A 23,166-nucleotide genomic window follows, 5' to 3' on the forward strand; every position below is an offset into this window, starting at 1 on the left:
CCGTGCACACAGTTGAGAGCAGAACAATCCTCAGAAGCCATTCCGCACCCCGCTGAAGCGGGACGTCCCTTGGCTGGCTCCTGATGGACGGACCTGCCGAACTGCTCCTCTCCGGACGCTTCCGACTGCGGCGCTGGCGTACCGCCGACGCCGACGTGGCCTACCGGGTCGTCGCCGAGTCCCTCGACCATCTGATGCCGTGGATGCCGTGGGCCCACGAGGACTACAGCCCCGACTCGTCCCTAGAGTTCGTCACCAGGTGCGAACGTGAATGGGCGGAGGGCCAGGCGTACAACTACGCGGTGGCGGTGGACGGTTCGACGGTGGGCAGCTGCGGCCTGATGCGCCGCATCGGCCCCGGTGGGCTGGAGATCGGCTACTGGATCCACCCGTCGTGGACGCGGCGGGGCCTGGCGACGACGGCGGCCGGCGCCCTGCTGCGTGAGGCGTTCACGCTGCCCGGGATCGAGATCGTGGAGATCCACCACGACGAGGCCAACAAGGCCAGCGGCGGAGTGCCCAGACGCCTGGGCTTCACCGAGGTCGAGCGGCGGCCGTCCCTCGAAGGACCGTCCGCACCGGGCGAGATCGGGGTCGAGGTCGTCTGGCGTGCGCACCGGGGGCGTACGCCGCTGCCGCCCTCGGCTGCGCTGCTGCCGCCCGGGGCTGACTGAGCGGGGGCGGCGCAGCCCGGTCGTCCGCTACCAGTTCTGGACGGAGCCGAGGAGGATCCCCTCGATGTCCTCCTCGCGCACGGGGCGCGGGCAAGTGGCCAGCAGGCGCTGCTGCTTCATCGTCCCCGGCACCAGATCCGGCACGTCGCGCTCGCCGTAGCCGACGGCGCCGATGCCGTTCGGGATGCCGATGTCGCGCATCAGGGCGACGAGGGCCCGCGGCAACTGCTCGGCGGGATCGGGGAGTCGCTCCATGTCCGGCGCCAGCAGCTCCGCGGCCCGCAGATGCCGGTCGGGCGCGGAGGAGAAGCAGAACCGGAACGCCTCCGGCGCCGTCAGCGAGACGGACTGCCCGTGCGGCACCATCGGTTCGTCCTGCGGATATCCGGACGGGCGGTACTCCTTCACCATGCCGGCGATCGGATAGCCGTTGGCGTGCGGGATGTGGACCCCGGAGTTCCCGAATCCCATGCCGGCGAAGGTCGCCGCCATCAGCATGTCCGTACGGGCGTCGACGTCCTCGGCGCCGCTGTGCACCGCACGCCGGAAGGACTTCGCGATCAGGCTCAGCGCCTTCTCGCACCACAGGTCGGAGACGGGGTTCGAGCCGCAGTACGTCACCCGCTCCTCGGGCCTGCGCCGGACGGAATCCGCGTACCACCCGGCGGTGTACGACTCCAGGGCGTGGCAGACGATGTCCATGCCCGCCGAGGCCGTGACCTCCGGCGGCAGGGTCATCGTCAGCAGCGGATCGACCACGGCGAGGGCGGGGCGCAGCCGCCAGTGGCTGATGCCGGTCTTGACCTTCATCGACAGGATGTCCAGCACGCACATCGCGGTGCTCTCAGCACCCGTGCCCGCGGTCGTGGGGACGGCGACCAGCGGCTTGAGCCCGTGAGGCGGCACCTCGGCCCGGCCGATCGGCTTGTTGACGTAGTCCATCAACTCGCCGCCGCAGGACGTCAGCAGGTTGACGGCCTTCGCGGTGTCGATGGCCGAGCCGCCGCCGACCGCGACGAACCCGTCCCAGGGACCGTGCCCTTGTGCGTACTCGACTGCGGCGGCGAAGCTGGCGTCGCTGGGCTCGACGTGCACACCGTCGAAGACCCGCGCCTCGATCCCGTACCGCTTGAGATTCCCGGCCACCCGCTCGGGGATGCCGAGAGCGCCGACACCGGGGTCGGTCAGGACGAGCACCCGCCGCGCGCCGTACTGCGCCATGTCGTGGCCGATCTCGTCGGACGCGCCGGCACCGAACTTCAAGGGAGGCGCACCCCAGGTGAAGACGGTCTCCTCGGTCAGGCCGCTGTCGTCGCCGGTGCTCATCGGACGTACGCCTCCACGTTCGCGTCTCGGTGCGGGACTTGTGCCGGGAGGGGCACTAGTACCCCGGTCTCTCATCCGCAGGCACCCGGGGGCAACAGGCGCGATGCGGCGCACGCGCGTCAGTTCGCGCGCGTCACCGCACACGCTTCACCGCACGCGCGCGTGAGCGCACGCCGTTCAAGGCCGCAGGTGTTCGCACACGGCCGTCGTGACCGACCGCGTGCCTCCGGCGGGCTGTCCCCGTTCGCCGAAGCGGAGGTCTGCGCCCGAGAGTGCGGAGACCACGGCGCGCTTGACGGCGTCGCCCGCCGACGGCCTGCCCGCGTGGTCCAGCAGCAGCGCGAGGCTCAGGATCTGCGAGAGCGGGTTGGCCAGCCCCCGTCCGGCGATGTCCGGGGCGCTGCCGTGCACCGGCTCCGCGTAGGCCGCATCCGTACCGACGTTGAGCGAACCGCACATGCCGAGGCCGCCGGCCGTCGCTGCGCCGAGGTCGCTGAGGATGTCGCCGAGGAAGTTCTCCATCACGAGCACGTCGAAGGACTGCGGTCGTGCCACGAGGTCGTGGGCGGCGGCGTCGGCGTAGAGGTGTTCGGTCCCGATGTCCGGGTAGTCCCGGGCCACCTCGTCGAACACCCGGCGGAAGAGCGCATAGCTCCGCAGCACGTTGCTCTTGTCCACGCAAGTCACCCTGCGGGCGCCGTCGGTGGGAGCGCCCGTGCGCTCTCGCGCCAGTTCGAACGCGTACCGCACGACGCGCTCCGTGCCGACGCGCGTGACCATGAGCTGGTCCGAGGCGGCGTGCGGTGTGGCCGCGCCCGCCCCTCGTGAGAGGTACAGCCCCTCGGTGTTCTCCCGTACGACCACGTAGTCGATCTCGCCGGGGCTGTGCCGTGTGGCGCCGGTGACGCCGGGAAGCAGCTTCATCGGGCGGACGTTGGCGAAGGTGTCCAGGCCCGTGCGGAGGAGCCCGCCGAGCAGCCCGGCTTCGGTCCCGTCCGGGTGGCGTACGTCCGGCAGGCCCACCGGGCCCTTCAGTACGCCGTCGGCTGCGCGCAGGCGTTCCAGTGCACCGTCGGGCAGTGCCCGGCCGGTGCTCCGGTACGCTCCGGCGCCGGCGTCGACCGTGGTGACGCGGTACTCGAAGCCGTCCAGGGCGGCGACCCGTTCGAGCACCTGGAGGGCGCTGTCCACCAGTTCCGGCCCGATGCCGTCGCCGGGGATCACCACGAGGTCCAGCTCCCCGGTGCCCGCCGCCTCCGGCGGCGCCCCGCTCACCCCGCTCACCCCGCTCACCGGGCCCGTGCGGCCGAAGTGCCCGCGATCCGCCCGAAGACCGACCCGTTCGTCAGTCCGGTGCCCCCGGGGTAGTTGAAGTAGAAGAGCCCGCCGACCAGTTCACCGGCGGCGAAGAGACCGGAGATCGGGTTCATGTCGGTGTCGAGGACCTGCGCGCTCTCCGGGACGATGCGGACACCTCCGAAGGTGAAGGTGATGCCGCAGGTCACCGCGTACGCCTCGAACGGCCCTTCGTCCACGGTGTTGGCCCAGTTGGTCTTGTCGACGGCGAGGCCCGCCGTGCCACGGCCGTCGCGGACGTTCGGGTTGAAGGGCGTTCCGGTGTCGACGGCGGCGTTGTAGGCCGCCATCTCCGCGAGGAAGCCGGCGGGGTCCACCCCGTCCATCTTCTCGGCCAGCTTGTCCAGGGTCGGGGCGCTCACCTTGGTGATCTGACGTATCCGGTACTCGTCGCGCAGCAGGTGCGTGACCTTCTGGTCGAAGATCTGCCATGCGAACTGGCCGGGCTGTTCGAGGATCACGCGCCCGTACTTGGCGTAGGTGTAGTTGCGGAAGTCGGCGCCCTCGTCGACGAACCGGCGGCCGCGGGCGTTGACCATGACGCCCCAGGGATAGCTGTGCTTCTGGAAGTGGTCGCCGACCGCGAGGTCCCCGAACTCCGGAGCGTTGCGGTCCCAGCCGACGGCGTGGCAGCCGGACCAGTTCCCCGCGGGGCTCGCCCCCGCGCGCAGCGCCATCCGCAGGCCGTCGCCGGTGTTGTACATCGTCCCGCGCACCTTGGCCAGGTCCCATCCCGGGCCCAGGTAGCGCGCGCGCATCTCGGAGCTCGACTGGAACCCTCCGCTGGCCAGCACCACCGCGTCGGCGTGCTCGTCGCGGGTATCTCCGGCCTGGCGCACCGTCACGCCGCGGACGCCGCCGCTCTCGTCCTGCAGCAGTTCAAGGGCGCGCGCGCCGTACTCGATCCGTATACCGGCCTTTCCGGCGGCGCGCGTCAGTGCCTCGACGAGGCCCATGCCGCCGCCGGACGCCTCGACGGTCAGGCCTCCCCAGAAGGTGAAGCGGCCGTCGACCTTGAAGGCCTGACGCCCGTAGATCGGCACGAAGCGCACGCCCTTCTCCGACATCCACAGCAAGGTCGGCAGGCTCTTCTCCACGAGAGCGGAGGCGAGTTCGGGGTCCGTCCGGTACTCGGTGACGCGCGCGAGGTCGTCGAGGTAGTCCGCCGCCGGATAGCTCCCGAAGTCGGTGTTCTCGATCTCCTCCGTGGTCAGGTCGGGCATCAGCTTCCGCAGATCGTCCACCCCTGAGTAGACGACCCGCATCGCTCCCGCGGTGAACGCGGTGTTGCCGCCGCGGAGTCTCTCCGGCGCCCTCTCCAGAACCAGGACCTCGGAGCCCTGTTCCCTCGCGGCGAGCGCCGCGCACAGCGCCGCATTGCCCGCTCCGACAACGATGACCCGCCGACCTGCCATGGGCACTCCCTCCCATTCCCGGGGACCCTTCACATTCAAGTTGCATGCAATTCCTCGGGGATTGTACTCAACTTGCGGACGATCTGACCACTCCCGTACGGTTCACTCCGTGCAGGAGGACAAAGCACCTACGACCAGCGGCATCCGGAGCCAGTCAGAGGAAGCTGTGGAGCGCCTCCGCGCCTATCTGCACGAGGGGGCGGTGCGGGGCCGTACGACCGACGACGTCACCGGCGCGATGCGCGAAGCGATCCTCGACGGCGTCCTGTCTCCCTCGGCCTGGCTGCGCGAGAGCGAACTGGCGACCGCCTTCAAGGTGAGCCGGACACCGATCCGGGAGGCGCTCAAACGGCTGGCCGACGAGGGCCTGGTGATCAAGACCGCCCACCACGGAGCGATGGTCGCCTCCCTCTCGCTGGAAGACGTGCTCGCTCTCTACGTCGTACGCGAGGACCTCGAAGGACTCGCCGCCCGGCTCGCGGCGGTGCGGTGCCCCGAGGGGCTGGTCGACGAGCTCGACGAGATCAACGCCGCGATGCGGGAGGCCGCCGGGCGCGAAGCCGTCACCGAGCTGTCCAAGCTGAACCTCGCATGGCACCGGGCGCTGCGGACCGGGGCGGCCAACCCGTACCTGGAGAGATTCCTGGGCCAGGTCGAACATGCCGTACGGCGCCTTCCGGCGACGACGCTGGGGCACCCGGGCCGCGCCGACGAGGTGCTGGCCGAGCACGAGGCGGTCGCCCGCGCGGTCAGGGAACGCAACGGTGAGGCGGCGGAGCGAGAGGCCAGGGCCCATATGCGCCGGGCCCGCGAGATCCGGCTCGCCGTGCTCCTGGGCGGCTGACCGGGCGGTCGCCCGCGCGGTCAGGGAACGCAACGGTGAGGCGGCGGAGCGAGAGGCCAGGGCCCATATGCGCCGGGCCCGCGAGATCCGGCTCGCCGTGCTCCTGGGCGGCTGACCGGGCGGCCGGCCAGGCAGTCGACCGGGCGGCCTGCCGGAAGGCCGACCGGCCCGTCGACGCGGTCATCCGGAGCCCCCGTACCGGCGGCGGGCCCACCGCAGCAGCAAAGGCAGCGCCGACAGCACGACGACCAGCCGGATCAGGTGCATCCCGGCGACCAGGCCGCTGTCCGCTCCCAGTCCCGCCGCCGCCGCGACCATCTCCCCCACTCCGCCGGGGATCGAGCCGAGCAGCGCAGGCGCCGGTCCGAGGACCCCGCCGGTGGCCAGGGCCGCACCGGCCGCCACCCCCACGGCGACGATCACGAGGGCCACGACGGATCCGGGCACACTGACTCGGCGTACGGAGGCGAAGAAGTCCCGCCCCACCATGGAACCCACGCCGCTGCCGACGAGCAGCTGACCTGCGACCGCCCACCAGCCCGGCGGCGCCGCGCCGCCCGCGCCGAGCAGCGGAGCGGTCGCGGCACCCAGGATCGAACCGGTGACCGGCCACATCGGCAGCCGCAGCAGCCGGCCCAGCGCCGCCCCGGCGCACGCGAGCCCGAACAGCACCGCGAGGCCCGGCAGACCGCCGCCCGCGCCGGTCACCGCAGCCCGCCCGGCAGACCGCCGGTGCCGACGCCCGTCACCGCAGCACGCCCATCACCGCAGCCCGCCCGTCACGGCAGCCGGCCCAGGACGAGGACGAGCCCCGGAAGCACCACCAGCACCACGAGCAGCACTCGTATGAGATGGACGACCGTGACGGTCCCGACGTCCGCGCCCTCCTTGACCGCCAGTACGGACAGCTCGCTGAGCCCGCCCGGTGCACAGGCGAGCACCGCCGTGGCCGGGTCGAGACGGTGGCGCCGCATCAGCCGCCGCGCCAGTGCCGCGTCGAGGACGAGGAGCAGTGCCACCGCCGCCAGCACGGGAAGCGCGACCCGTCCCATCGTCGCGAGGCTGTGGCCGTCCAGCCGCGCGGCCGACACACAGCCGATCAGCACCAGCCCGGCCGTACGCACGCCCCGTTGGAGGGGGTGCGGCTGTGCCCTGAACACGCTGCCGGCCACCGCGCTGCCGAGCACGGCGCCCACCAGCGTTCCGGCCGGGACCCGCAGCCATGTGAGCAACAGCCCGCCCGCGGCTCCGGCCAGCAGGCCCACGGCGGCCCGCGGGAAGGAAGCGCCCGGTCCGGTCGCAGCTCCGCTCACAGCAGCCCGACCGGCGTGAGGTAGCCGATGGGCAGGGCGATGTCCGCGAAGGCGGCCAGAGCCGACAGTGCACCGACCGTGCACAGCGTGTATACGACGATGCCCCGCCAGCGCATCTCCGCCACGAGCCGCAGGAACACCGGCAGGAACACCAGTGCCGCGAGCAGTACACCGAGGACGTACGTGAGCGCGATGAACCCGGCGAGCCAGGCGAACGACCGCAGCACAGCCCGCCATTCGACGGCCCATGCCTCCCGCTGTTCCGGCTCCGGCGGGCCGGCCCGCCGGAGCGCGCGGACCCCGGCAGCCAGCGCGCCCGCGGCCACCGCCGCCCCGACGACCGTTACGAGCCCCGGCACGAGCCTGGCCTGGCTGCTGTAGCCCCGGGAGATCACGAACGCCGCGACGAAGACGAGCAGGAACAGCGCCGGGACGGCGACGCTCCAGATCCGCGGCGGCCGCGGCCCCTCACCCCCCTCGCCCGCCTCGCCGTCCGGCTCGTCCTGCTGATCCTGCTGGTCCTCCGGCTCTCCGTCGGGTCCACGGCGCGAGCGGACCCTCTTCACCAGGGAGAAGAGCGTCGGCACGACGAGCACCCCGAACAGGACGAGGACCCATGGACGGACGGTCCACTCGCCGAACTCGTAGAGATTCGCGGTGAGGAAGTAGTAGCGCTCCATCGGCAGACTCAGCACGAAGCCGATGAGGAACGGCGCCCGCGGTATCCCGCACACCTTCATCACCCAGCCGAGGGCACCCAGCAGCAGCATGACCTGGAGCAGCGCGATCTGCTCCGAGTCCTGGAAGCCGGCCGTGAACAGTACGACGATGAGCCCGCCCGCCAGGACCGGGAAGCGCACGAAGCTGAGCCTGGCCAGCGGACGGCTCAGCAGGAAGCAGGCCGCGGCACCCAGAATGCTCGCGAGCGCGAAGGACCAGATGATCGTGTAGACGATGTCCAGGTCCTTGGTGATGATCCGCGGCCCCGGCTCGATGTTGAAGGCGAGCAGCGCGCCCAGCAGCAGGGCCGCGGGGGCACCGCCCGGAATCCCGAACAGCAGGGTGGGGATGAGGTCGCCGGCCTCGACGGAGTTGTTGGCGCTCTCCGGGGCGATGATTCCCCGTGGGTCGCCCTTGCCGAAGGCCTTCTTCTCCTTGTTCTCCTTCTCCTTGCGCGTCGTCGCCCGCGCCTGCCCGTACGCCATCCACGTACCGGCGGTGGCACCCAGACCCGGCAGGACTCCGGCCCACATGCCGACGAGGGCGCCCCGTATGACATGCCGCCAGTGCCGCAGCACGTCCCGGAGCCCCGTGCGCCAGCCGCTGCCGAGGCCCGAACCGGTGGCGACGCTGGAGCGGCTGCCCACGAGCGTGACGATCTCGGCGACGCCGAAGATGCCCAGCGCCACGGCCACCAGGTCCAGGCCCTCGGAGAGGAAGAGCGAACCGAAGGTGAACCGGTAGTCGGCCGCCGCCGGTGCCGCGCCGATTCCGCCGAGCAGCAGCCCGAACGCCCCCGCGAGCAGCCCCTTGACCATGTTGCCGCGCGAGAGCACCGCGGTCAGCGATACGCCGAGCAGGGTCAGCATGAACAGCTCGGGCGCCCCGAAGCTGAGCACCAGCGGACGTGCCACGGGTATCGACAGCGTCAGCCCGAGAGCACCGAGCAGCCCGCCGATCATCGAGGACATGAACGCGATCGACAGCGCCCGTGCGCCCTGCCCCTTCTTCGCCATCTGGTGCCCGTCGAGCATCAGCACGCTCGCGGAGGCCGATCCGGGTATCCCGAGCAGCACCGAGGCGATCGTGTCCGAGGTGTGCACGACGGCGACGGCGCCGATGATCAGAGCCAGCGCCTGCGTCGGCTCCAGCGCGAAGACGAACGGCAGCAGCATCGCGACGGCGCCCGTGCCGCCCAGACCGGGAATCATGCCGATGACCAGGCCGGAGCCGACACCCAGCAGCAGGAATATCAAGTTCGACAGGGCGAAGAGGTTGCCCAGCGCGCTGAACGCGGCATCCAGCATCGATCAGACCTTTCCGGGGACTTCGGGATTGCCGGTCACGGCACTCGCGTCGGGGGCGCCGCGGCGACGCCCCCGACGCGGCCGGCGCGGCCGGCGCGGCCGGCGCGGCCGCTCAGGTGCCGCCGAGCTTCTCGCCGTACTCGCGCTCCAGCATGTCGAGGGCGTACTTGCGCGCGCCGGGGTCGATCTCGAACGCCTTCTGGATCTGCTGCTCCGCGTTCTCACCGGAGTAGAGGGGGTAGCCGCCCAGCACGCTGCCGCTCTTCTTGGCGAACTTCTTGTCCTTCTTGAGCTTGTCGACCGAGTCCCAGTAGGCCTTCACGATCGAGTCCGGGGTGTCCTCGTTGGCCCACAGGCCCTTCTGGTACGTGGTGCCGGGGACGAGGAACGCCTTGTAGGAGTCGTAGGCCTTCCCTGACGGCTTCTTGCCGTACATCTTCTTGTGGAACTCCTCCACGGTCGGCAGGTCCGGCACGTTCGGGTCGCGGACGACCTTGCCGTCCTTGAGCACGCCGAAGGACATCAGCGGAACGGCCTTGCCCTTCTCGGCCAGGGGCTCCACCTGGGTCTTGTACGCGGACGTGGTCTGGTAGTCGATGTTGACCTCGCCGCGCTGGTAGGCCAGCAGCGCGGTCTCGCGTCCCTCGAATCCGAACGTGGCGTCGACCGGCTTCTTCAGTACGTCCATCGCCTGAAGCATCGTCAGATCCAGGCCCGTGGCGCTGATGCCGCCGTAGGTGAGCTTCTTCTTGCGCTTCACCAGGTCGTCGGCGCTCTTGATGCCCGTCTTCGGCGACGTATAGATGACGCCGCCCGAACCGTTCATGACCAGCGGCCGCATCTTGGAGAAGTCGAACTCCACCTCGGGACGCTTCAGCAGCGCCTGATAGTAGGTGGTCGCGGAGGTGACCAGGACCTCCTTGCCGTCCGTCCCGCCCGAACGCACGAACTCGTTGGAGCCGGTGATGCTCTCGCCGCCCGGCTTGTTCTCCGGCAGGAACGTCGGGGTCCCGGCGGTGTGCTTCTTCAGATACGGCGCGAGGAACCTGGCCCAGGTGTCGGTGCCGCCGCCCTCGTCGTAGGGGATGACCATCTCGACGCGCGACGGGACCTCCGCACCCGCGTCGGTCTTTCCGTCGTCCCCGACACCTTGGGGATTCCCGCAGGCCGCCAGTGTCAGACCGGCCGCGATCACCACCCCGGTCATCCGGATACGAGACATCGGTTTGCGGCTCATCGCCGGTCCTCCTTCGAGCGCTGACGTGGCTGTGACTGGTGGTCCGGGCCGCTACGCGTGTGCGGCGACCCTCGCGTCGGGCACGACGACCTCGCCTGCCATCAGGCGTCGTGCGGTTCGGTATCCGGAGACGACGGGGACGTCCCATCCCTCGCCGTTCCGCTCCACCTGGGCGGTCATGGGAAGCACGCCCGAGGGGTGGCCTATCCGTAGCTCCTCGTCGGACGGCCCGGGCCCCGCGGCCCCGGCGACGAGGGTCCCGGGGATCGCCGCGGCGACGGCGGTGCAGATTGCGCCGCTCAGCGCGTACGAGCGGTGGACCCGGCCCATCGACATCATCGACGCCCGCAGGGTCTGGTCCGCACGGGACTGCACCGTGCCGTCCGGAAGCGGATAGTCGCACGGCGGGCCGACCATGGCGAGCTTCGGAACGGAAGGCGTCCGCGCGCTCGCGTCCTCGCGGGAGACCGCCGTCCCGATGTGCACCGCGGCCGAGGCCCGCACGAGTTCGAGCAGGGAGAGCAGCGCGGGGTCGGAATCGATGTCGTCGGGCAGCTCCGTGCCCGTCAGGCCGAGCGACTCCCACCGGACGAAGAGCAGCGGGTTGGCCGCGTCGACGACGGACATCCCGATGACGCCCAGGCCGGGCACTTCCACTTCGTCGACCGTCCGCCCCGTGGGCAGCAGCGCGCCGGTGACCGCGCCGCCGGGGTCCAGGTAGTCGAGCCGGATGCTCGCGCCCGTGCCCGGGACTCCGGGGATGGAGAAGTCTCCCGCCGGGTCGTAGCGGCCGTCAGGGGTGGGCACATGGGCGGTGACGTTCTTGCCGGTGTTCAGATTGCGGAACGTCACCCGCGTCACGGGATCGGTCGCGGGCACCAGCCCCTCGTCGACGGCGAAGATGCCGACGGCGGCGGACATGTTGCCGCAGGTGCCCGTACGGTCCACCAGCGGCTGCTCGATCGACACCTGCCCGAACTCGTACGTCACGTCGACGCCGAGGTGACTGCCGTCCGCGATGATCGCCACCTTGCTGGTCGCGGACGTTGCCCCGCCGACGCCGTCGACCTGCCTGCGGTACGGGTCGGGGCTGCCGTATGCCGCGAGCAGGAACCTGTCCCGCAGTCCGGGGTCGGCAGGAAGATCGGCCTCGTGGAAGAACAGTCCCCGGCTGGTCCCGCCCCGCATCAGTACCGCCGGTACCTGCATCGTTCGCCCGCCTCCCATGCGCCATGCAAGTTGCATGCAATCTGTACGCCAAGTGGGGCACACCCTGCTACACCCGGGCCGTGAACGCCATCTCTCATATCTCCACGCGGGATTAAGTTTTGCTACAGTCCCCGCGTGCATGTCGACATAGGACGGTCCAGACTCCTGGCCGCGGTCGCGCGGTACGGCTCGATGACGGCTGCCGCCGAACAGCTCGCGTACACGCCCTCGGCCGTCTCCCAGCAGATCCGCAAGCTGGAGGCGGAGCTGGGACTTCAGGTCCTCGCGCGTCACGCGAAGGGCGTCGACCTCACCGACGCCGGGCGGGCGGTCGTCGAACACGTCGCGGGCATCGAGCGCCGGCTGGCCGCGCTGCACGAGCAGCTCGAAGACATCCGCGGCGCACGGGCGGGCACCCTGCGCCTGGGCACGTTCCCCACGTTCGGCGCCTCGCTGCTGCCCTTCGCGATCACCAGCTTCGCCTCGCGCCACCCGGGAGTCTCGCTCTCGGTGCGCAGCGCGCGCCTGTCGGGGCTGCTCGAACTGCTGCACACACGGGAGATCGACATGGCGGTCCTCTGGGACTACGAGTGGTCCCGGCTCGACGAAGAGGGCCTCAGCATCCGCGAACTCCTCGCCGACCCGACGCGCCTTGTGGTGTCGGCCGCCCACCGCCTGGCCGGCCAGGACAGCGTCGGTGTCGGCGAGCTCGCGGAGGAGCGCTGGATCACCAGGGCGGACCACCATCCCGTGGCCGAGGTGCTGCTCCGTACCTGCCAGGCGGCCGGATACGAACCCGTGGTCTCCTTCGAGGCACACGACTACCAGGAGGCGCAGGCGATGGTCGCGGCGGGGCTCGGCGTGGCGCTGGTGCCGCAACTGGCCCTGAGCGGCGTGCGGGAGGACGTCCGCGTCCTCGAACTCGGCGGCCGGGCACCGTCGAGACGGATCATGCTCGCGCACTCCGCAGACCGCGCCCCGTCCCCGGTGGGCACGGCGATGGCGAAGATCCTCCGGCAGGTCGTGCGGGAGGGCGGCAGGGACATCGGGACGGCGGCCTCCTGATCCGCCACCGCCCCGGCGGCGGACTGCGCGAGCTGCTCCGCCGGACGGCCAGTCTTCCTACCGATCACCCTGCGGCAGGTGAACCTTGGCGTCGTCGTAGCCGGCGTCACCGGCCGAACCGGCCGGAGCGTAGACGAGGTTGAGCACACCGGTCTGGAAGGCCTCCGAGGAGATCAGCCGCAGCGGGAGCGTGCTCTCCCCCTCGTCGAACAGCCGCATGCCCTTGCGGACGGCGATCGGGTGCACCAGCAGATTCAGCTCGTCCAGCAGGCCCTCGGCCAGCAGCCGGCGCACGACGGAGACCGAGCCGCTCACGGCGATGTCCCCACCCGGCTCGTTCTTCAACGCGGTGACGGCGTCGGCGAAGTCGCCTTGGAGCTGCTCGGAGTTGCGCCAGGTGAATTCCAGCCTCTGGTTCGACAGGACGATCTTCCGCGTATCACCGAGCTTCTTGGCGAAGGCGGCGTCCTCGCCGCCGGCCGCCTCACGCTCCGGCCACGCCCCGGCGAAGCTGTCATAGGTCTTGCGGCCGAGGATGATGGTGTCGGACGCGCCGAGCGTCGCGTCGACGGCGGCGCCCATCTCGTCGTTGAAGTACGGGAAGTGCCACTGGTCGGGTGCTTCCACGACCCCGTCGAGCGAGATGAACAGTCCGGCAGCGATCTTCCGCATGATGCCCCTCCAGGAACCGGTCGTCGGGTCTCTCTCCAGTCGGACAACCGGAACCTGCGGAACTCATCGCCGCTTCCTGAACGGTCGCTTCCTGAACGGTCGCGCTCCTGCTCCCAGGCTCCCATCCGGCACCGCGCTGTCAAACGGACGGACGGGAGGCCCCACGGGCTGCGGCGGCCCGTACGCGGGCAGGGACGCGACGCATAAGGGCGCGGAAGCAGGTGACCCGACCCGGCGGCAGACCGTCCCCGACAGACAGGTCACTCACCTGATGCAGGCCTTGATACAGGCTGGAAGCAGCGGCACCGGCCGGTCGTCACGCTCCGCGTCGTAGGAGGTGGGCTGTGATGACGCAACACCGTCCTGCGGCCCGTCGCGGCCGTGGACCGGACGCGGCCGACGATGCGGAGCGGCCCGTCACGGCCATCGTCGACCAGCACGGCACGATCACCGGCTGGAGCCCGGGGGCCGGACGGCTCCTGGGTTACGACCACGAGCAGGCCCTGGGCCGGGCAGGCGCCGACCTGCTGGCGGACACCGACGCCGACGCGGTCATGAAGGCGCTCGCGGGGATCCGGAGCTGGAACGGGCACGTCGTTCTGCGTCACCGGGACGGCCACGACGTGCGGGTGGCTCTTCTCGCCCGTCGCCGGATCACGCCCGTCGGCCCAGACTGGCTCCTGGTGCGTGTCGACGAGTCACGTCTGCGCGGCAGTGCCGGCACGGCGATGGACTGGGGGTTCAGCGAATTCCCGTGCATCCTCGGGCTCTTGGACACGAACCTGCTGGTGGTGCGGGCGAACCGCGACATGGAACGTGCGGCCGGGCTCACCGAGGACCAGCTGCAGGGCCTGCGTCCGTCGGAGATCATCACCGACCAGCCGGAACCGTGCAGGGTCGAGCGAGCCATGCGCACGGCGGTGGAGACGGACGGGCGCGAGCACCTGCGTACCTTCGTGCGCGTACCGGGTGAGGCGCTCGAGCATTCCTGGTCGGTCTGGGTCGCCCCGGCCAAGGACGAGCAGGGAAACCTGCGCGGTGTGTGCTTCACCGCGCAGGATCTGACGGAGCAGTACTCCGCCCAGCAGCGACTGCTGCTGCTCAACAAGGCCGGCAGCCGCATCGGCACGACGCTCGACATCGCGAACACCGCACAGCAGTTGGCCGACGTCACGGTCCCGCAGTTCGCCGACTTCACCGGTGTCGATCTGCTCACCTTCCTCGAGAACGGGGACGAACCGCCCCCCGGGCCGCTGGACGGTCCCGTCGACGTACGCCGTGCCGGTCAGCGCTCCGTCACCACCGAGGAGTCCGCGGACCTGGTCGGGACGGGCGAGGTGATCACACACCCCCGTTTCTCCGATCTCATCGAACGCCTGGGCGGGACCAGGACGACCACGCCCGAGGCGAGCAGCCGGCTGCTCGCCGAGTGGACGGCTCACGACCCCGCGCGGGCGGCCCGGCTCCGGGCCCAGCGCATCCACTCGGTCATGGTGGTGCCGCTGCGTGCCCGCGGCATCACTCTCGGCGTCACGGTGTTCATGCGCCACAGGCGTCCGGAGCCGTTCGCCCAGCACGACATGCTGCTGGCCGAGGAACTGACCGCGCGTGCCGTGGTCTCCATCGACAACGCCCGCCGCTACGTCCGCGAACGAAAGACGGCGGAGACCCTCCAACGCGACCTGCTGCCACAGCAGTTGCCCGACCAGAGCGCCGTGGAGACGGCCTCCCGCTACCTGCCGGCCCAGGGGCAGGCAGGTGTGGGCGGTGACTGGTTCGACGTGATCCCGCTGTCCAGTGCGCGCGTCGCCCTGGTCGTCGGCGACGTCGTCGGGCACGGGCTCCAGGCCTCGGCCACCATGGGCAGGTTCCGCACCGCGGTACGGTCCCTCGCGGAGATGGGCCTTCCGCCCGACGAGGTGCTCACGCATCTCGACGACATGGTCACGCGCCTGTCGGACGAGACCGACAGCGAGACGGCAGCCGGATACACCGGCACCACCTGCCTCTACGCCGTCTACGACCCCGTCTCCCGCCGTTGCACCGCGGCGCGCGCAGGGCACCCCATACCCATCGTGGTCTCCCCGGCGGGCACCGTCGACCTGTTCGACCTGCCCGCCGGCCCGCCGCTCGGCGTGGGCGGCATGCCCTTCGAGGCGTCCCAGCGCGAACTGCCCGAAGGCAGCGTGCTGGCCTTCTACACCAACGGCCTGATCGAGACCCGTGACCGGGACCTCGACGAGGGCCTCGGCCTGCTGCGAAGCACCCTCGCCGGGACATCCCCGTCGCTGGACGCCTCGTGCGACCACGTCCTCGCCACCATGCTCCCCGACCGTCCGGAGGACGACGCCGCGCTGCTGCTCGCCCGTACGCGCGCACTCGACCCCGGCCAGGTGGCCACCTGGGACGTTCCGGCCGATCCCGCGGCCGTCGCCCCGATACGCGCCGACGCCTACGGTCGGCTGCAGGCCTGGGGCCTGGAAGACGTCGTGTTCAGCACCGAGTTGATAGTCAGCGAGCTGATCACCAACGCGATCCGCTACGGCCACCCGCCGATCCGGCTGCGGCTGATATACGACCGGGAGCTGATCTGCGAGGTCTCCGACGCCGGCATCGCGGCCCCGCATCTGCGCCCGGCCAGCCTCATGGACGAGGGCGGCCGCGGTCTGCTGCTCGTCGCCCAGCTGAGCCGCCGCTGGGGCGTGCGCTACGGCCAGCAGGGCAAGACGATCTGGGCTGAACAGACCCTCCCGGACGGAATCGCGGAGGGAATGACGGACGGTCTCGCGGGCGGCCTCCCGCGCCCCGACTCCCCGCCGTCGCCCCGGTGATGAGCTCCCCTTCGCCTTTCGCCCGGGCGGCGAAGGGCCGGCGCACGCGGCGCCGAGCGCGGGACGGCCCGGACAGGCATGTCACTTCTCTGCGCCCGGCCTCGTCCTGAGGGTGAACACAACGCCGTCGTTCCAGCCCAGCAGGAGGCCCCGTGTTCGCAACGTACGTCGTGGTCACGCTCCTCGCCGCGGCCGTCAGCGGCCTGGCCGCCGCCGCCAATCTCACCGGCCAGGAGTACCCCGCGAGGCAGGCGGACAAGTTGCGCGTGCCCCGGTCCTGGATGCGCCCGCTGGGCGGCCTGCTTACGGCGGGCACGCTCGGGCTGCTGGCCGGGTTCGCGGTGCCTGTGCTCGGCACGCTCGCCGCCGCCGGGCTCGTGCTCTATTTCGTCGGCGCGCTCTGCGCCCATCTGCGGGTCCGCGACTACCAGTTGGGGCCATGGGCGGCGTTCTTCTGCCTGTCGGCGGCGGCCCTGGCCACGGGCCTCGCCCAGCACGGTCCGGGCTGAGCCGATGACGTAGCCGGACCGCCCCCTCGGACGACGGCAGCCTCCCCCGTCACCGGCTCAACGGGGTTCAGGCGGCGCTCTTGGCGCTCTTGGCGCTTCGGGCGACGGCCTTTTCGAGTTCGGCGCGGTTCATGCGGGAACGGCCGGGAACATCGGCCTCGGTGGCGAGCTGGTACAGCTCGTCCTTCGTCAGACTCCCGAGATCCGGCCGGGACTTCTTTCCGGTCGCCTTCTCCCCGGCCGGCTTCTTCCGTGCCCCGGCCTTGGCCTGGCTCTTGGCCCCGGTCTTGGCCTGGGCGGTCTTCTTCTTCGGGCCCGTACTCGTCCGGGAGGAGCGGGCCTGGTCGACGGATGCCTCCAGCATCGACATCAGATCGACCACGTTCGTCGACTCGGGGGGCTGCTCGGCCTTCTCCACGGTCTCACCGGCCCGTTTCGCGTCGACCAGCTCCCGCACCCGCTCCTGGGTGCGGTCCCGGTAGTCGTGCGGGTCCCATTCCATCGCCATGGCTTCGATCAGCTGGGTGGCCATCTTCCGCTCCTTCGCCGACGCCTTGGACCGCGACGGCAGGTTGCTCAGCGTCTCGTGCGGGTCCCGGACCTCGTCGGCCCAGTGCAGCGTGTGCATCACCAGCACCCCGCCCTGCTCGTGCACCGCGACGAGGTAGTCCTTCTGCCGCATGCTCATCACGGCGATGCCCGCCCGCCCGGTCTCCGCCAGGGCATCCCGCAACAACCCGTAGACGTTTGCCTGTTCCTTGCGCGGCTGGAGGAAGTACGTGCTGTCGAAATAGGCGGGTTCGATGGCGTCCAGCTCGACGAATCCCGAGATCTCGATCGCCTGGGAGCGGCCCGGGGTGATCTCGTCCAGCTCGGCCGGCTCGACGACCACGTACTCGCCGTCACCGGTGTCGTATCCCTTGACGATCTTGTCGTACGGGACTTCCTCGCCGGTCCGTTCGTTCACCCTCTTCTGGCGTACGCGATCGGAGGTCCCACGCTCCAGCTGGTGGAAGCGGACGGTGTGGGACTCCGTCGCCGTCGCAAGCTGGACGGGAAGAGTGACCAGTCCGAATGTCAGCGATCCTGACCAAACTGCGCGAGCCATGACGTCCGCCCTCTCACCCGGCGCCAGTAGATCCCCCTACTCACACCTTCACACCTCGCATCCGTTCCCGCCGTTCCGGTTCGCCCTCCCGCGGGGCCGCCCGGGCGCAGGGACCAAGAGGGCGGGCCGCTCTCGCGTGTACGCCGGCGGGACCCGGAGAGAGCGCGGTCGTCGTTCAGACGTGGCGTTCAGACGTGGTCCCGCGGGATGGTCAGGTCCCAGTTGCGGGAGCGCACCCTGCGGTCGCCTTCGTAGGCGTCCAACGTCGCGTGCACGTAGAAGTTCGACACGTCGGAGGTCAGCACGGTGCGCGTCGTGGCGTGCGCGTTCCAGTCGCCGCGGGTGAAACCCATGACCCATTCGATCTCGCCTCGCACGGAGTCGAAGTCGTCTCCGCTCCAGCTGTAGCGCTCGTATGCCCGACGGGTCAGCTCCAGATCGATGTCCTCCATGTACATGACGCCGAGATCCTTAACGACCTCCAGCGCCGACTGGTAGTCGACGAGCTCACGCGAGACCGTCCAGCGCTGTTCACCGGGCCGGACCACCTTGCTCGGCAGCGGCGGAGCCCCTTCGGGATCCCCGAACAGCGGCGTCGGCAGCTCGTCGGGTTCGGCGGTCGAGCGGATCGGCAGCTCCAGCGAGCTCTCCGCCGGATGCACGGTCATCCGTACCGGCTCGGGCGGCGGCCACGCGAGCGGCCAGTACGAGGTCGACAGGGCGATCCGGATCCGGTGTCCGGCCGGGAACGCCTGTGCCACACCGTTGAGCTGGACGCGGACCTGGTAACGCTCGCCGGCTTCGAGGCCTTCGGGTTCGGCGTGGCTGTTGCGGTGGGTGAGATTGAGCAGCCCGTACGTCGCCCGGGTCGCCCGTCCGTCCGGCGCGACGTCCGAGAGCCGGACGGCCACCATCGCGACCGGCCGGTCCACTTCCAGCGTCGCGTGCAGTACCGGCCCGCCGAGGATCTCGCAGCGCTCGTCCAGCGGTTCGCTCTCGAAGACCAGCGAGCCGCCGTCCTCCTCCCGCTGGTCGTACGGCAGGTCGGGAGGCGCGTTGTATGAGCACCACTTCCCGGCGAACTGGCCCACGGACAACGGGGATTCCACGCTGAGCGGCGGTGAGGCGAGCTGCTCGCCGGGGCGGCCGATCCAGTGGTGCCCCAGGGGGTGCTGGACGCGTTCGACGTGCGGGGAGAGCCAGCCGGGTTCCCCGACCCAGCGCCCCGGACGTTCGTCGTAGGCGGTGGAGGGCGGCATGCTCTCCTGCATCCACGTGCACAGCATGGGCGCGTCCATCACGCCGTTGTCCTCGTCCTTGAGCCAGTGGTCCCACCAGCGCACCAGCTCCTGCAGGAAGCCGATGGCGGGGCCCGGCACGCCGAGATGCGGATACTTGTGCGACCACGGACCGATCAGCCCCCGGCGCGGAACCTTGAGCTCCTGCATCAGGCGGAAGACGGCGTTGGAGTAGCCGTCGGCCCAGCCGCTGACGGCGAGCACCGGGCACCCGACGTCCGAGTAGTCCTCGCAGACGGAACCGTGCCGCCAGTAGTCGTCCCGCCGCTGATGGGTAAGCCACTCGGCCAGCCACGGGGTCATGCCGTCGAGCCGCTCGTACCACATGTCCCGCCACCGGGGACCGACCACCTGGGGATCGGGCGGGCACGAGTTGTACGCGAACATCGTCGACGCCCACGAGAGGTTGTCGCTGAGCAGGCAGCCACCCATGTAGTGCACGTCGTCGGCGTAACGGTCGTCGCTGTAGGAGAGCGCCGCGACGGCCCCGAGGCTCGGCGGGCGGCGCGCGGCGAGCTGAAGGGCGTTGAAGCCGCCCCAGGAGATGCCCATCATTCCTGTGCGGCCGTTGCACCACGACTGCTCGGCCATCCATTCGAGGACGTCCTCGCCGTCGCAGAACTCCTGCTCCAGGTACTCGTCCTCGAGCACGCCCTCGGAGTCACCGCTGCCGCGCAGATCGACCCGCACGCAGGCGTAGCCGTGTCCCGCGATGTAGGGGTGGTTGACGGAGTCGCGCAGCGCGGTCAGATCACGCTTGCGGTACGGGATGAACTCCAGGATCGCCGGGACCGGCTCGGTGTCGGAGGCGACCGGACGCCAGATGCGCCCGGCCAGCCATGTCCCGTCCCTCGTCGGGATCCAGACGTGCTCCTCCTCCTTGACCGCATGCGGCCGGGAGCTGACCTCCTTCATTCCTGCGGTCTCTCCAATTCGTCGTCGTTATTCGCCGTCGTCGAATTCGAAGGGCAGCAGTTCCAGGCAGCGCTCGTACTTCTCCTCGAGCTCGGTCTCGTCCCGGGCTCCGATGTGGAGCGCCGCCAGCTCGTAGCTGTAGCTGTCCTGCAACGGCAGGTCCGAGAGCCGTCCGCCCTGCTCGGCGATGATGTCGACGATCACGTCGGGCATCTCGCTCCCGACCCGGGAGATGTCCTCCTGGCCCGGGACGCGGCGTACGTACGCGTCGGAGAACCGCCGCAGGAACCACTTCCCGGCGACGGCGTAGGGGCCCTCGCCGTACGACAGCTGCGGGTCGCGGCCGAGCGCGAGCCTGATCATGCAGTGGTGGTTGGGCACCCCGTCGACGTACTCGAACATGGCGGCGTGCGACTGGGACAGCCTCGGATTGATCTCCACGATGTTCAGCCGGTCCCGTTCCGGATCCCAGAAGTACTCGATGTTGAACGTCGAGTAGTCCAGGCCGACCTGCTGCACGACCCGGGTCGAGACATCGGTCAGCCGGTCGCTGACGGCCGCCGGCAGCGAGGCGGGGTACTGGTAGCGGAGGAAGCTCGACGAGCCCGGGTACAGGATGGAGTCGATCACCCCGTAGACATGGGCCTTGCCGTCGATGCAGTAGCCCTCCACCGTGATCTGGCGCCCCGAGGCCTCCTCCTCGGCCAGGCAGCAGGCCTGGCCGCCGGCCTCGGCGACCTCAGGCGGAAGGTCCAGCAGCGACAGCACTGAGTCGAAGGCCTCCCCGACCCCGCTGACGCCGTCCCGGATCCGGGCGGCCGCGTCGGCGAACTGCGCGGCGTCCCGCACCTGGAACGCCAGCTCCGAGGAACGTGACTTCACCGGCTTGAGCCACATCGGGAAGTTCAGCCCGGGCGGGGGCTCAGGATCGTCGAGATCCACAAGAGCGAACGGCGGGTAGGCGTCACAGACCTTCTGCTGCTCCAGCCGGCTCCAGTACTTGTCCTCGCACTTCACGACCGATTCCAGCGAGGCGGACGGCAGTCCGTGCCGTTCGCACAGGATCGGGACCATGGAGCTCACGGGGAAGTCCCAGTACCCCACGATCGCGTCGACCGGACCGTCGAACGCCGCCAGTCTGGCCTCCGCCTTGTCCAGCAGGGTGCGCAGGGAAACCGTGTCCCCCTCCATGAGCTCGTCCTGGCTGAGCAGCGGGTGGAAGCGGTACGAGGCCAGGTGGGGCAGGTCATGCAGGAGCTCGAGATTGCCGTCGTCGAGTCCGAGTACGAAGATGTTCTCCGGCCTGCTCATCATGGCGCCCCGGTACCCGCACTCGGCACTTTCAGTCGAGCACCCGGATTCTCAGGTTCCGCCGCGGGTTCCCGGCTGTCGGCTCCCGCACGGAAATCCCTCGTGGCGAGCGGTCACGCGCAGGCCATCCCATCGAAGCCGCCGTCGCAGGAAGCGACCGGCAGACGCCCAGGTTCCGGTCCCTTCCTTGTTATGGAGCGATACCTAAAGCTACTATGCATCGTAGACCTAGGCATGGTCGGTCGCAGGGAGGTCTCGTGAGAGTCACCAAGGACCTCGTGGCTGCCTCGGCGACACCGATGGTGCTGGGCATCCTGGCCGAGGGGGAGAGCTACGGCTACGCGATCCTCAGGCGGATCAACGAGCTGTCCGGCGGAGAGCTGGAGTGGACCGAGGGACTGCTCTACCCGTTGCTGCACCGGCTCGAGCGCCTCGGGCACGCGGAGTCCAGCTGGCAGTCGGCCACCGGGGAGCGGCGGCGCAAGTACTACCGCATCACCGACAAGGGCCTGGCCGAGCTCGCCGAGCAGCGCCGTCAGTGGGACACCGTCGTGGACGCGCTGAAGCAGATCTGGCTCGGCTCCGGCGATCTGAGGACGACGGCGATCCCGCTGGAGGGCCGGGCATGACGGCGCAAGAAGGCCAGGACGAGCTGGAGGCCCAGTTCGCCCAGTGGCGTCAGTACGCGCATCGCCGCCCGGAGCTGCGGCGGTCCGACACCGAAGAGCTGGAGGATCATCTCCGGGGCTCCGTCGACGAGCTCATCGGCATCGGCCTGCGCGCCGACGAGGCCTTCCTGGTCGCGGTCAAACGCATGGGCGGCCTGGACGACCTGTCCCGCGAGTTCGCCCGGGAGCACTCCGAACGGCTGTGGAAGCAGCTGGTGCTGACCGGTGACTCCGGCAGTGCGGCGGCGGACAACCGGAAGCGGCGCGACCTGCTCGCGACAGTCGTCTGTGTGGCGGGCGCGGCGATATCCGTGAAGGTGCCGGAACTGTTCGGGGTGCGCATCGAACAGGATGCGGCGTTCTACGGACGCAACCTCAGCCTCTTCGCGCTTCCCTGGCTGGCGGCCTTCCTGGCCTGGCGCCGCAAGGCCGTCCCCGCGCTGACGGGGGTACTGCTGGCGCTGTTCGCGGCCGGAGCCGTGGCGGCCAACGTCTATCCGCTCGCGGACGACTCCCAGTCGGCGGTCCTGACCGGCATCCATCTCCCCATCGCCCTGTGGTTCGCCGTCGGCCTGGCCTATATCGCCGACGACCTGCGCTCGTCACGCCGTCGAATGGACTTCATCCGCTTCACCGGCGAATGGTTCGTCTATCTCGCACTCATCGCCTGCGGCGGCGGTGTGCTGATCGCGATCATCTTCGGGACCTTCGAGGCCATCGGGATCGTCCCGGAGACCTTCGTCGCGCAGTGGCTTGTTCCCTGTGGCGGCGTCGGCGCGGTCGTGGTGGCCGGGTGGCTCGTCGAGGCCAAGCAGAGCGTCGTCGAGAACATGGCCCCTGTGCTCGCGCGGCTGTTCACACCGCTGTTCACCGCGGTGCTGCTGGCCTTCCTCGTGGCTTTCGGCCTGGCCGGCGGCGGCATCGACGTCGAGCGGGAAGCGCTGATCCTTTTCGACCTGCTGCTGGTCGTGGTGCTGGGCTTGCTGCTCTACTCCATCTCGGCCCGCGATCCGCTGGCACCGCCCGGGCTGTTCGACAAGCTGCAGCTTGCCCTCGTGGTCAGCGCGCTCGTCATCGATGTGCTGGTGATGCTGGAGATCACCGGGCGTATATCCGAGTACGGCACCACGCCCAACAAGGCGGCGGCGCTCGGAGAGAACGTCATCCTGCTGGCCAATCTCGCCTGGTCGGCCTGGCTGATGCTGGGTTTCGTCCGCCGCCGCACACCGTTCGCGGCACTCGAGCGCTGGCAGACCGGCTACCTCCCGGTCTATGCGGGGTGGGCCTGGGTCGTGGCCCTGGTCTTTCCCCCGTTGTTCGGCTACCTGTGACCACCGGGGGCGGTGACGCGAACCAGGCCCCCAGTAGCCGAGCGCGGCGTAGTAGCC

General features: G+C 70.3%; 19 protein-coding genes. 7 read left to right on the forward strand and 12 right to left on the reverse strand.

Going from position 1 to position 23,166, the window contains the following annotated elements:
• Positions 1-83: 83 nt before the first annotated feature.
• Positions 84-674: a GNAT family N-acetyltransferase gene (locus tag ACSMXX_RS14565; RefSeq protein ID WP_473184451.1), complete on the forward strand. Its 591-nt coding sequence runs from the start codon at positions 84-86 to the stop codon at positions 672-674.
• 27 nt (positions 675-701) lie between these two features.
• Here ACSMXX_RS14565 and ACSMXX_RS14570 read toward each other — a convergent pair whose 3' ends face one another.
• The 3 genes from ACSMXX_RS14570 to tcuA form a co-directional block, all read right to left on the reverse strand.
• A complete protein-coding gene (locus ACSMXX_RS14570; protein WP_473184452.1) occupies positions 702-2,000 on the reverse strand; it encodes a hydroxyacid-oxoacid transhydrogenase in 1,299 nt (432 codons plus the stop codon).
• A gap of 177 nt (positions 2,001-2,177) precedes the next feature.
• Positions 2,178-3,275 carry an isocitrate/isopropylmalate dehydrogenase family protein gene (locus ACSMXX_RS14575; RefSeq protein WP_473184453.1) on the reverse strand — a complete coding sequence of 366 codons (1,098 nt, stop codon included), beginning with the start codon at positions 3,273-3,275 and terminating at the stop codon, positions 2,178-2,180.
• Between the two features lie 14 nt (positions 3,276-3,289).
• Entirely contained in the window at positions 3,290-4,771 is a 1,482-nt protein-coding gene (gene tcuA / locus ACSMXX_RS14580) for an FAD-dependent tricarballylate dehydrogenase TcuA (RefSeq protein WP_473184454.1), read from the reverse strand.
• 109 nt (positions 4,772-4,880) lie between these two features.
• Here tcuA and ACSMXX_RS14585 point away from each other — a divergent pair, with 109 nt between their 5' ends.
• Positions 4,881-5,615 (forward strand): GntR family transcriptional regulator, encoded by a 735-nt coding sequence (locus ACSMXX_RS14585; protein WP_473184455.1) that lies wholly within the window; start codon positions 4,881-4,883, stop codon positions 5,613-5,615.
• 180 nt (positions 5,616-5,795) lie between these two features.
• On the opposite strand, the gene ACSMXX_RS14590 is transcribed toward ACSMXX_RS14585, so the two are convergent.
• From ACSMXX_RS14590 to ACSMXX_RS14610, 5 genes are all read right to left on the reverse strand, one after another.
• Entirely contained in the window at positions 5,796-6,323 is a 528-nt protein-coding gene (locus ACSMXX_RS14590) for an AbrB family transcriptional regulator (protein ID WP_473184456.1), read from the reverse strand.
• 71 nt (positions 6,324-6,394) lie between these two features.
• Positions 6,395-6,928 (reverse strand): AbrB family transcriptional regulator, encoded by a 534-nt coding sequence (locus ACSMXX_RS14595; RefSeq protein ID WP_473184457.1) that lies wholly within the window; start codon positions 6,926-6,928, stop codon positions 6,395-6,397.
• On the reverse strand, positions 6,925-8,955 hold the full coding sequence (locus ACSMXX_RS14600; protein WP_473184458.1) for a tripartite tricarboxylate transporter permease: 2,031 nt from the start codon (positions 8,953-8,955) through the stop codon (positions 6,925-6,927). The genes ACSMXX_RS14595 and ACSMXX_RS14600 overlap by 4 nt, the downstream gene beginning before the upstream one ends.
• 112 nt (positions 8,956-9,067) lie before the next feature.
• Positions 9,068-10,192 (reverse strand): hypothetical protein, encoded by a 1,125-nt coding sequence (locus ACSMXX_RS14605; RefSeq protein ID WP_473184459.1) that lies wholly within the window; start codon positions 10,190-10,192, stop codon positions 9,068-9,070.
• Between the two features lie 51 nt (positions 10,193-10,243).
• Entirely contained in the window at positions 10,244-11,401 is a 1,158-nt protein-coding gene (locus ACSMXX_RS14610; RefSeq protein WP_473184460.1) for a PrpF domain-containing protein, read from the reverse strand.
• A gap of 135 nt (positions 11,402-11,536) precedes the next feature.
• On the opposite strand from ACSMXX_RS14610, the gene ACSMXX_RS14615 reads away from it, so the two are divergent.
• Positions 11,537-12,466 (forward strand): LysR substrate-binding domain-containing protein, encoded by a 930-nt coding sequence (locus tag ACSMXX_RS14615; RefSeq protein WP_473184461.1) that lies wholly within the window; start codon positions 11,537-11,539, stop codon positions 12,464-12,466.
• Positions 12,467-12,523: 57 nt separating this feature from the next.
• Here ACSMXX_RS14615 and ACSMXX_RS14620 read toward each other — a convergent pair whose 3' ends face one another.
• Positions 12,524-13,138, reverse strand: a complete 615-nt coding sequence (locus ACSMXX_RS14620) for a dihydrofolate reductase family protein (protein WP_473184462.1) — start codon at positions 13,136-13,138, stop codon at positions 12,524-12,526.
• Positions 13,139-13,485: 347 nt separating this feature from the next.
• Between ACSMXX_RS14620 and ACSMXX_RS14625 the strand changes: the two genes are divergently transcribed.
• Both ACSMXX_RS14625 and ACSMXX_RS14630 read left to right on the forward strand, forming a co-directional pair.
• A complete protein-coding gene (locus tag ACSMXX_RS14625; protein WP_473184463.1) occupies positions 13,486-15,969 on the forward strand; it encodes a SpoIIE family protein phosphatase in 2,484 nt (827 codons plus the stop codon).
• A 152-nt stretch (positions 15,970-16,121) separates the two neighbouring features.
• A complete protein-coding gene (locus ACSMXX_RS14630; protein ID WP_473184464.1) occupies positions 16,122-16,478 on the forward strand; it encodes a DoxX family protein in 357 nt (118 codons plus the stop codon).
• A gap of 67 nt (positions 16,479-16,545) precedes the next feature.
• Here the strand turns inward: ACSMXX_RS14630 and ku are convergent, their stop codons facing one another.
• From ku to ACSMXX_RS14645, 3 genes are all read right to left on the reverse strand, one after another.
• Positions 16,546-17,586 carry a non-homologous end joining protein Ku gene (gene ku / locus ACSMXX_RS14635; RefSeq protein WP_473184465.1) on the reverse strand — a complete coding sequence of 347 codons (1,041 nt, stop codon included), beginning with the start codon at positions 17,584-17,586 and terminating at the stop codon, positions 16,546-16,548.
• 188 nt (positions 17,587-17,774) lie between these two features.
• Complete coding sequence (locus ACSMXX_RS14640) at positions 17,775-19,799, reverse strand: CocE/NonD family hydrolase (RefSeq protein WP_473184466.1); 2,025 nt, start codon at positions 19,797-19,799, stop codon at positions 17,775-17,777.
• A gap of 27 nt (positions 19,800-19,826) precedes the next feature.
• Entirely contained in the window at positions 19,827-21,110 is a 1,284-nt protein-coding gene (locus ACSMXX_RS14645; protein ID WP_473184780.1) for an ATP-grasp domain-containing protein, read from the reverse strand.
• 257 nt (positions 21,111-21,367) lie between these two features.
• Between ACSMXX_RS14645 and ACSMXX_RS14650 the strand changes: the two genes are divergently transcribed.
• Together ACSMXX_RS14650 and ACSMXX_RS14655 are read left to right on the forward strand one after the other, a co-directional pair.
• Complete coding sequence (locus tag ACSMXX_RS14650) at positions 21,368-21,739, forward strand: PadR family transcriptional regulator (RefSeq protein ID WP_473184467.1); 372 nt, start codon at positions 21,368-21,370, stop codon at positions 21,737-21,739.
• Positions 21,736-23,109, forward strand: coding sequence for a permease prefix domain 1-containing protein (locus tag ACSMXX_RS14655; protein WP_473184468.1), 1,374 nt, complete (start codon positions 21,736-21,738; stop codon positions 23,107-23,109). The genes ACSMXX_RS14650 and ACSMXX_RS14655 overlap by 4 nt, the downstream gene beginning before the upstream one ends.
• The last annotated feature ends 57 nt before the right edge of the window (positions 23,110-23,166 follow it).

This window comes from Streptomyces sp. DSM 116795 (assembly GCF_055792905.1).

Excerpts from the sequence above, each read along its gene's own strand:
- ACSMXX_RS14565 (WP_473184451.1), top strand. The coding sequence starts at position 84 with ATGGACGGACCTGCCGAACTGCTCCTCTCCGGACGCTTCCGACTGCGG.
- ACSMXX_RS14570 (WP_473184452.1), bottom strand. The coding sequence starts at position 2,000 with ATGAGCACCGGCGACGACAGCGGCCTGACCGAGGAGACCGTCTTCACC.
- tcuA (WP_473184454.1), bottom strand. The coding sequence starts at position 4,771 with ATGGCAGGTCGGCGGGTCATCGTTGTCGGAGCGGGCAATGCGGCGCTG.
- ACSMXX_RS14600 (WP_473184458.1), bottom strand. The coding sequence starts at position 8,955 with ATGCTGGATGCCGCGTTCAGCGCGCTGGGCAACCTCTTCGCCCTGTCG.
- ACSMXX_RS14605 (WP_473184459.1), bottom strand. The coding sequence starts at position 10,192 with ATGAGCCGCAAACCGATGTCTCGTATCCGGATGACCGGGGTGGTGATC.
- ACSMXX_RS14610 (WP_473184460.1), bottom strand. The coding sequence starts at position 11,401 with ATGCAGGTACCGGCGGTACTGATGCGGGGCGGGACCAGCCGGGGACTG.
- ACSMXX_RS14620 (WP_473184462.1), bottom strand. The coding sequence starts at position 13,138 with ATGCGGAAGATCGCTGCCGGACTGTTCATCTCGCTCGACGGGGTCGTG.
- ACSMXX_RS14625 (WP_473184463.1), top strand. The coding sequence starts at position 13,486 with ATGACGCAACACCGTCCTGCGGCCCGTCGCGGCCGTGGACCGGACGCG.
- ku (WP_473184465.1), bottom strand. The coding sequence starts at position 17,586 with ATGGCTCGCGCAGTTTGGTCAGGATCGCTGACATTCGGACTGGTCACT.
- ACSMXX_RS14640 (WP_473184466.1), bottom strand. The coding sequence starts at position 19,799 with ATGAAGGAGGTCAGCTCCCGGCCGCATGCGGTCAAGGAGGAGGAGCAC.
- ACSMXX_RS14645 (WP_473184780.1), bottom strand. The coding sequence starts at position 21,110 with ATGAGCAGGCCGGAGAACATCTTCGTACTCGGACTCGACGACGGCAAT.
- ACSMXX_RS14655 (WP_473184468.1), top strand. The coding sequence starts at position 21,736 with ATGACGGCGCAAGAAGGCCAGGACGAGCTGGAGGCCCAGTTCGCCCAG.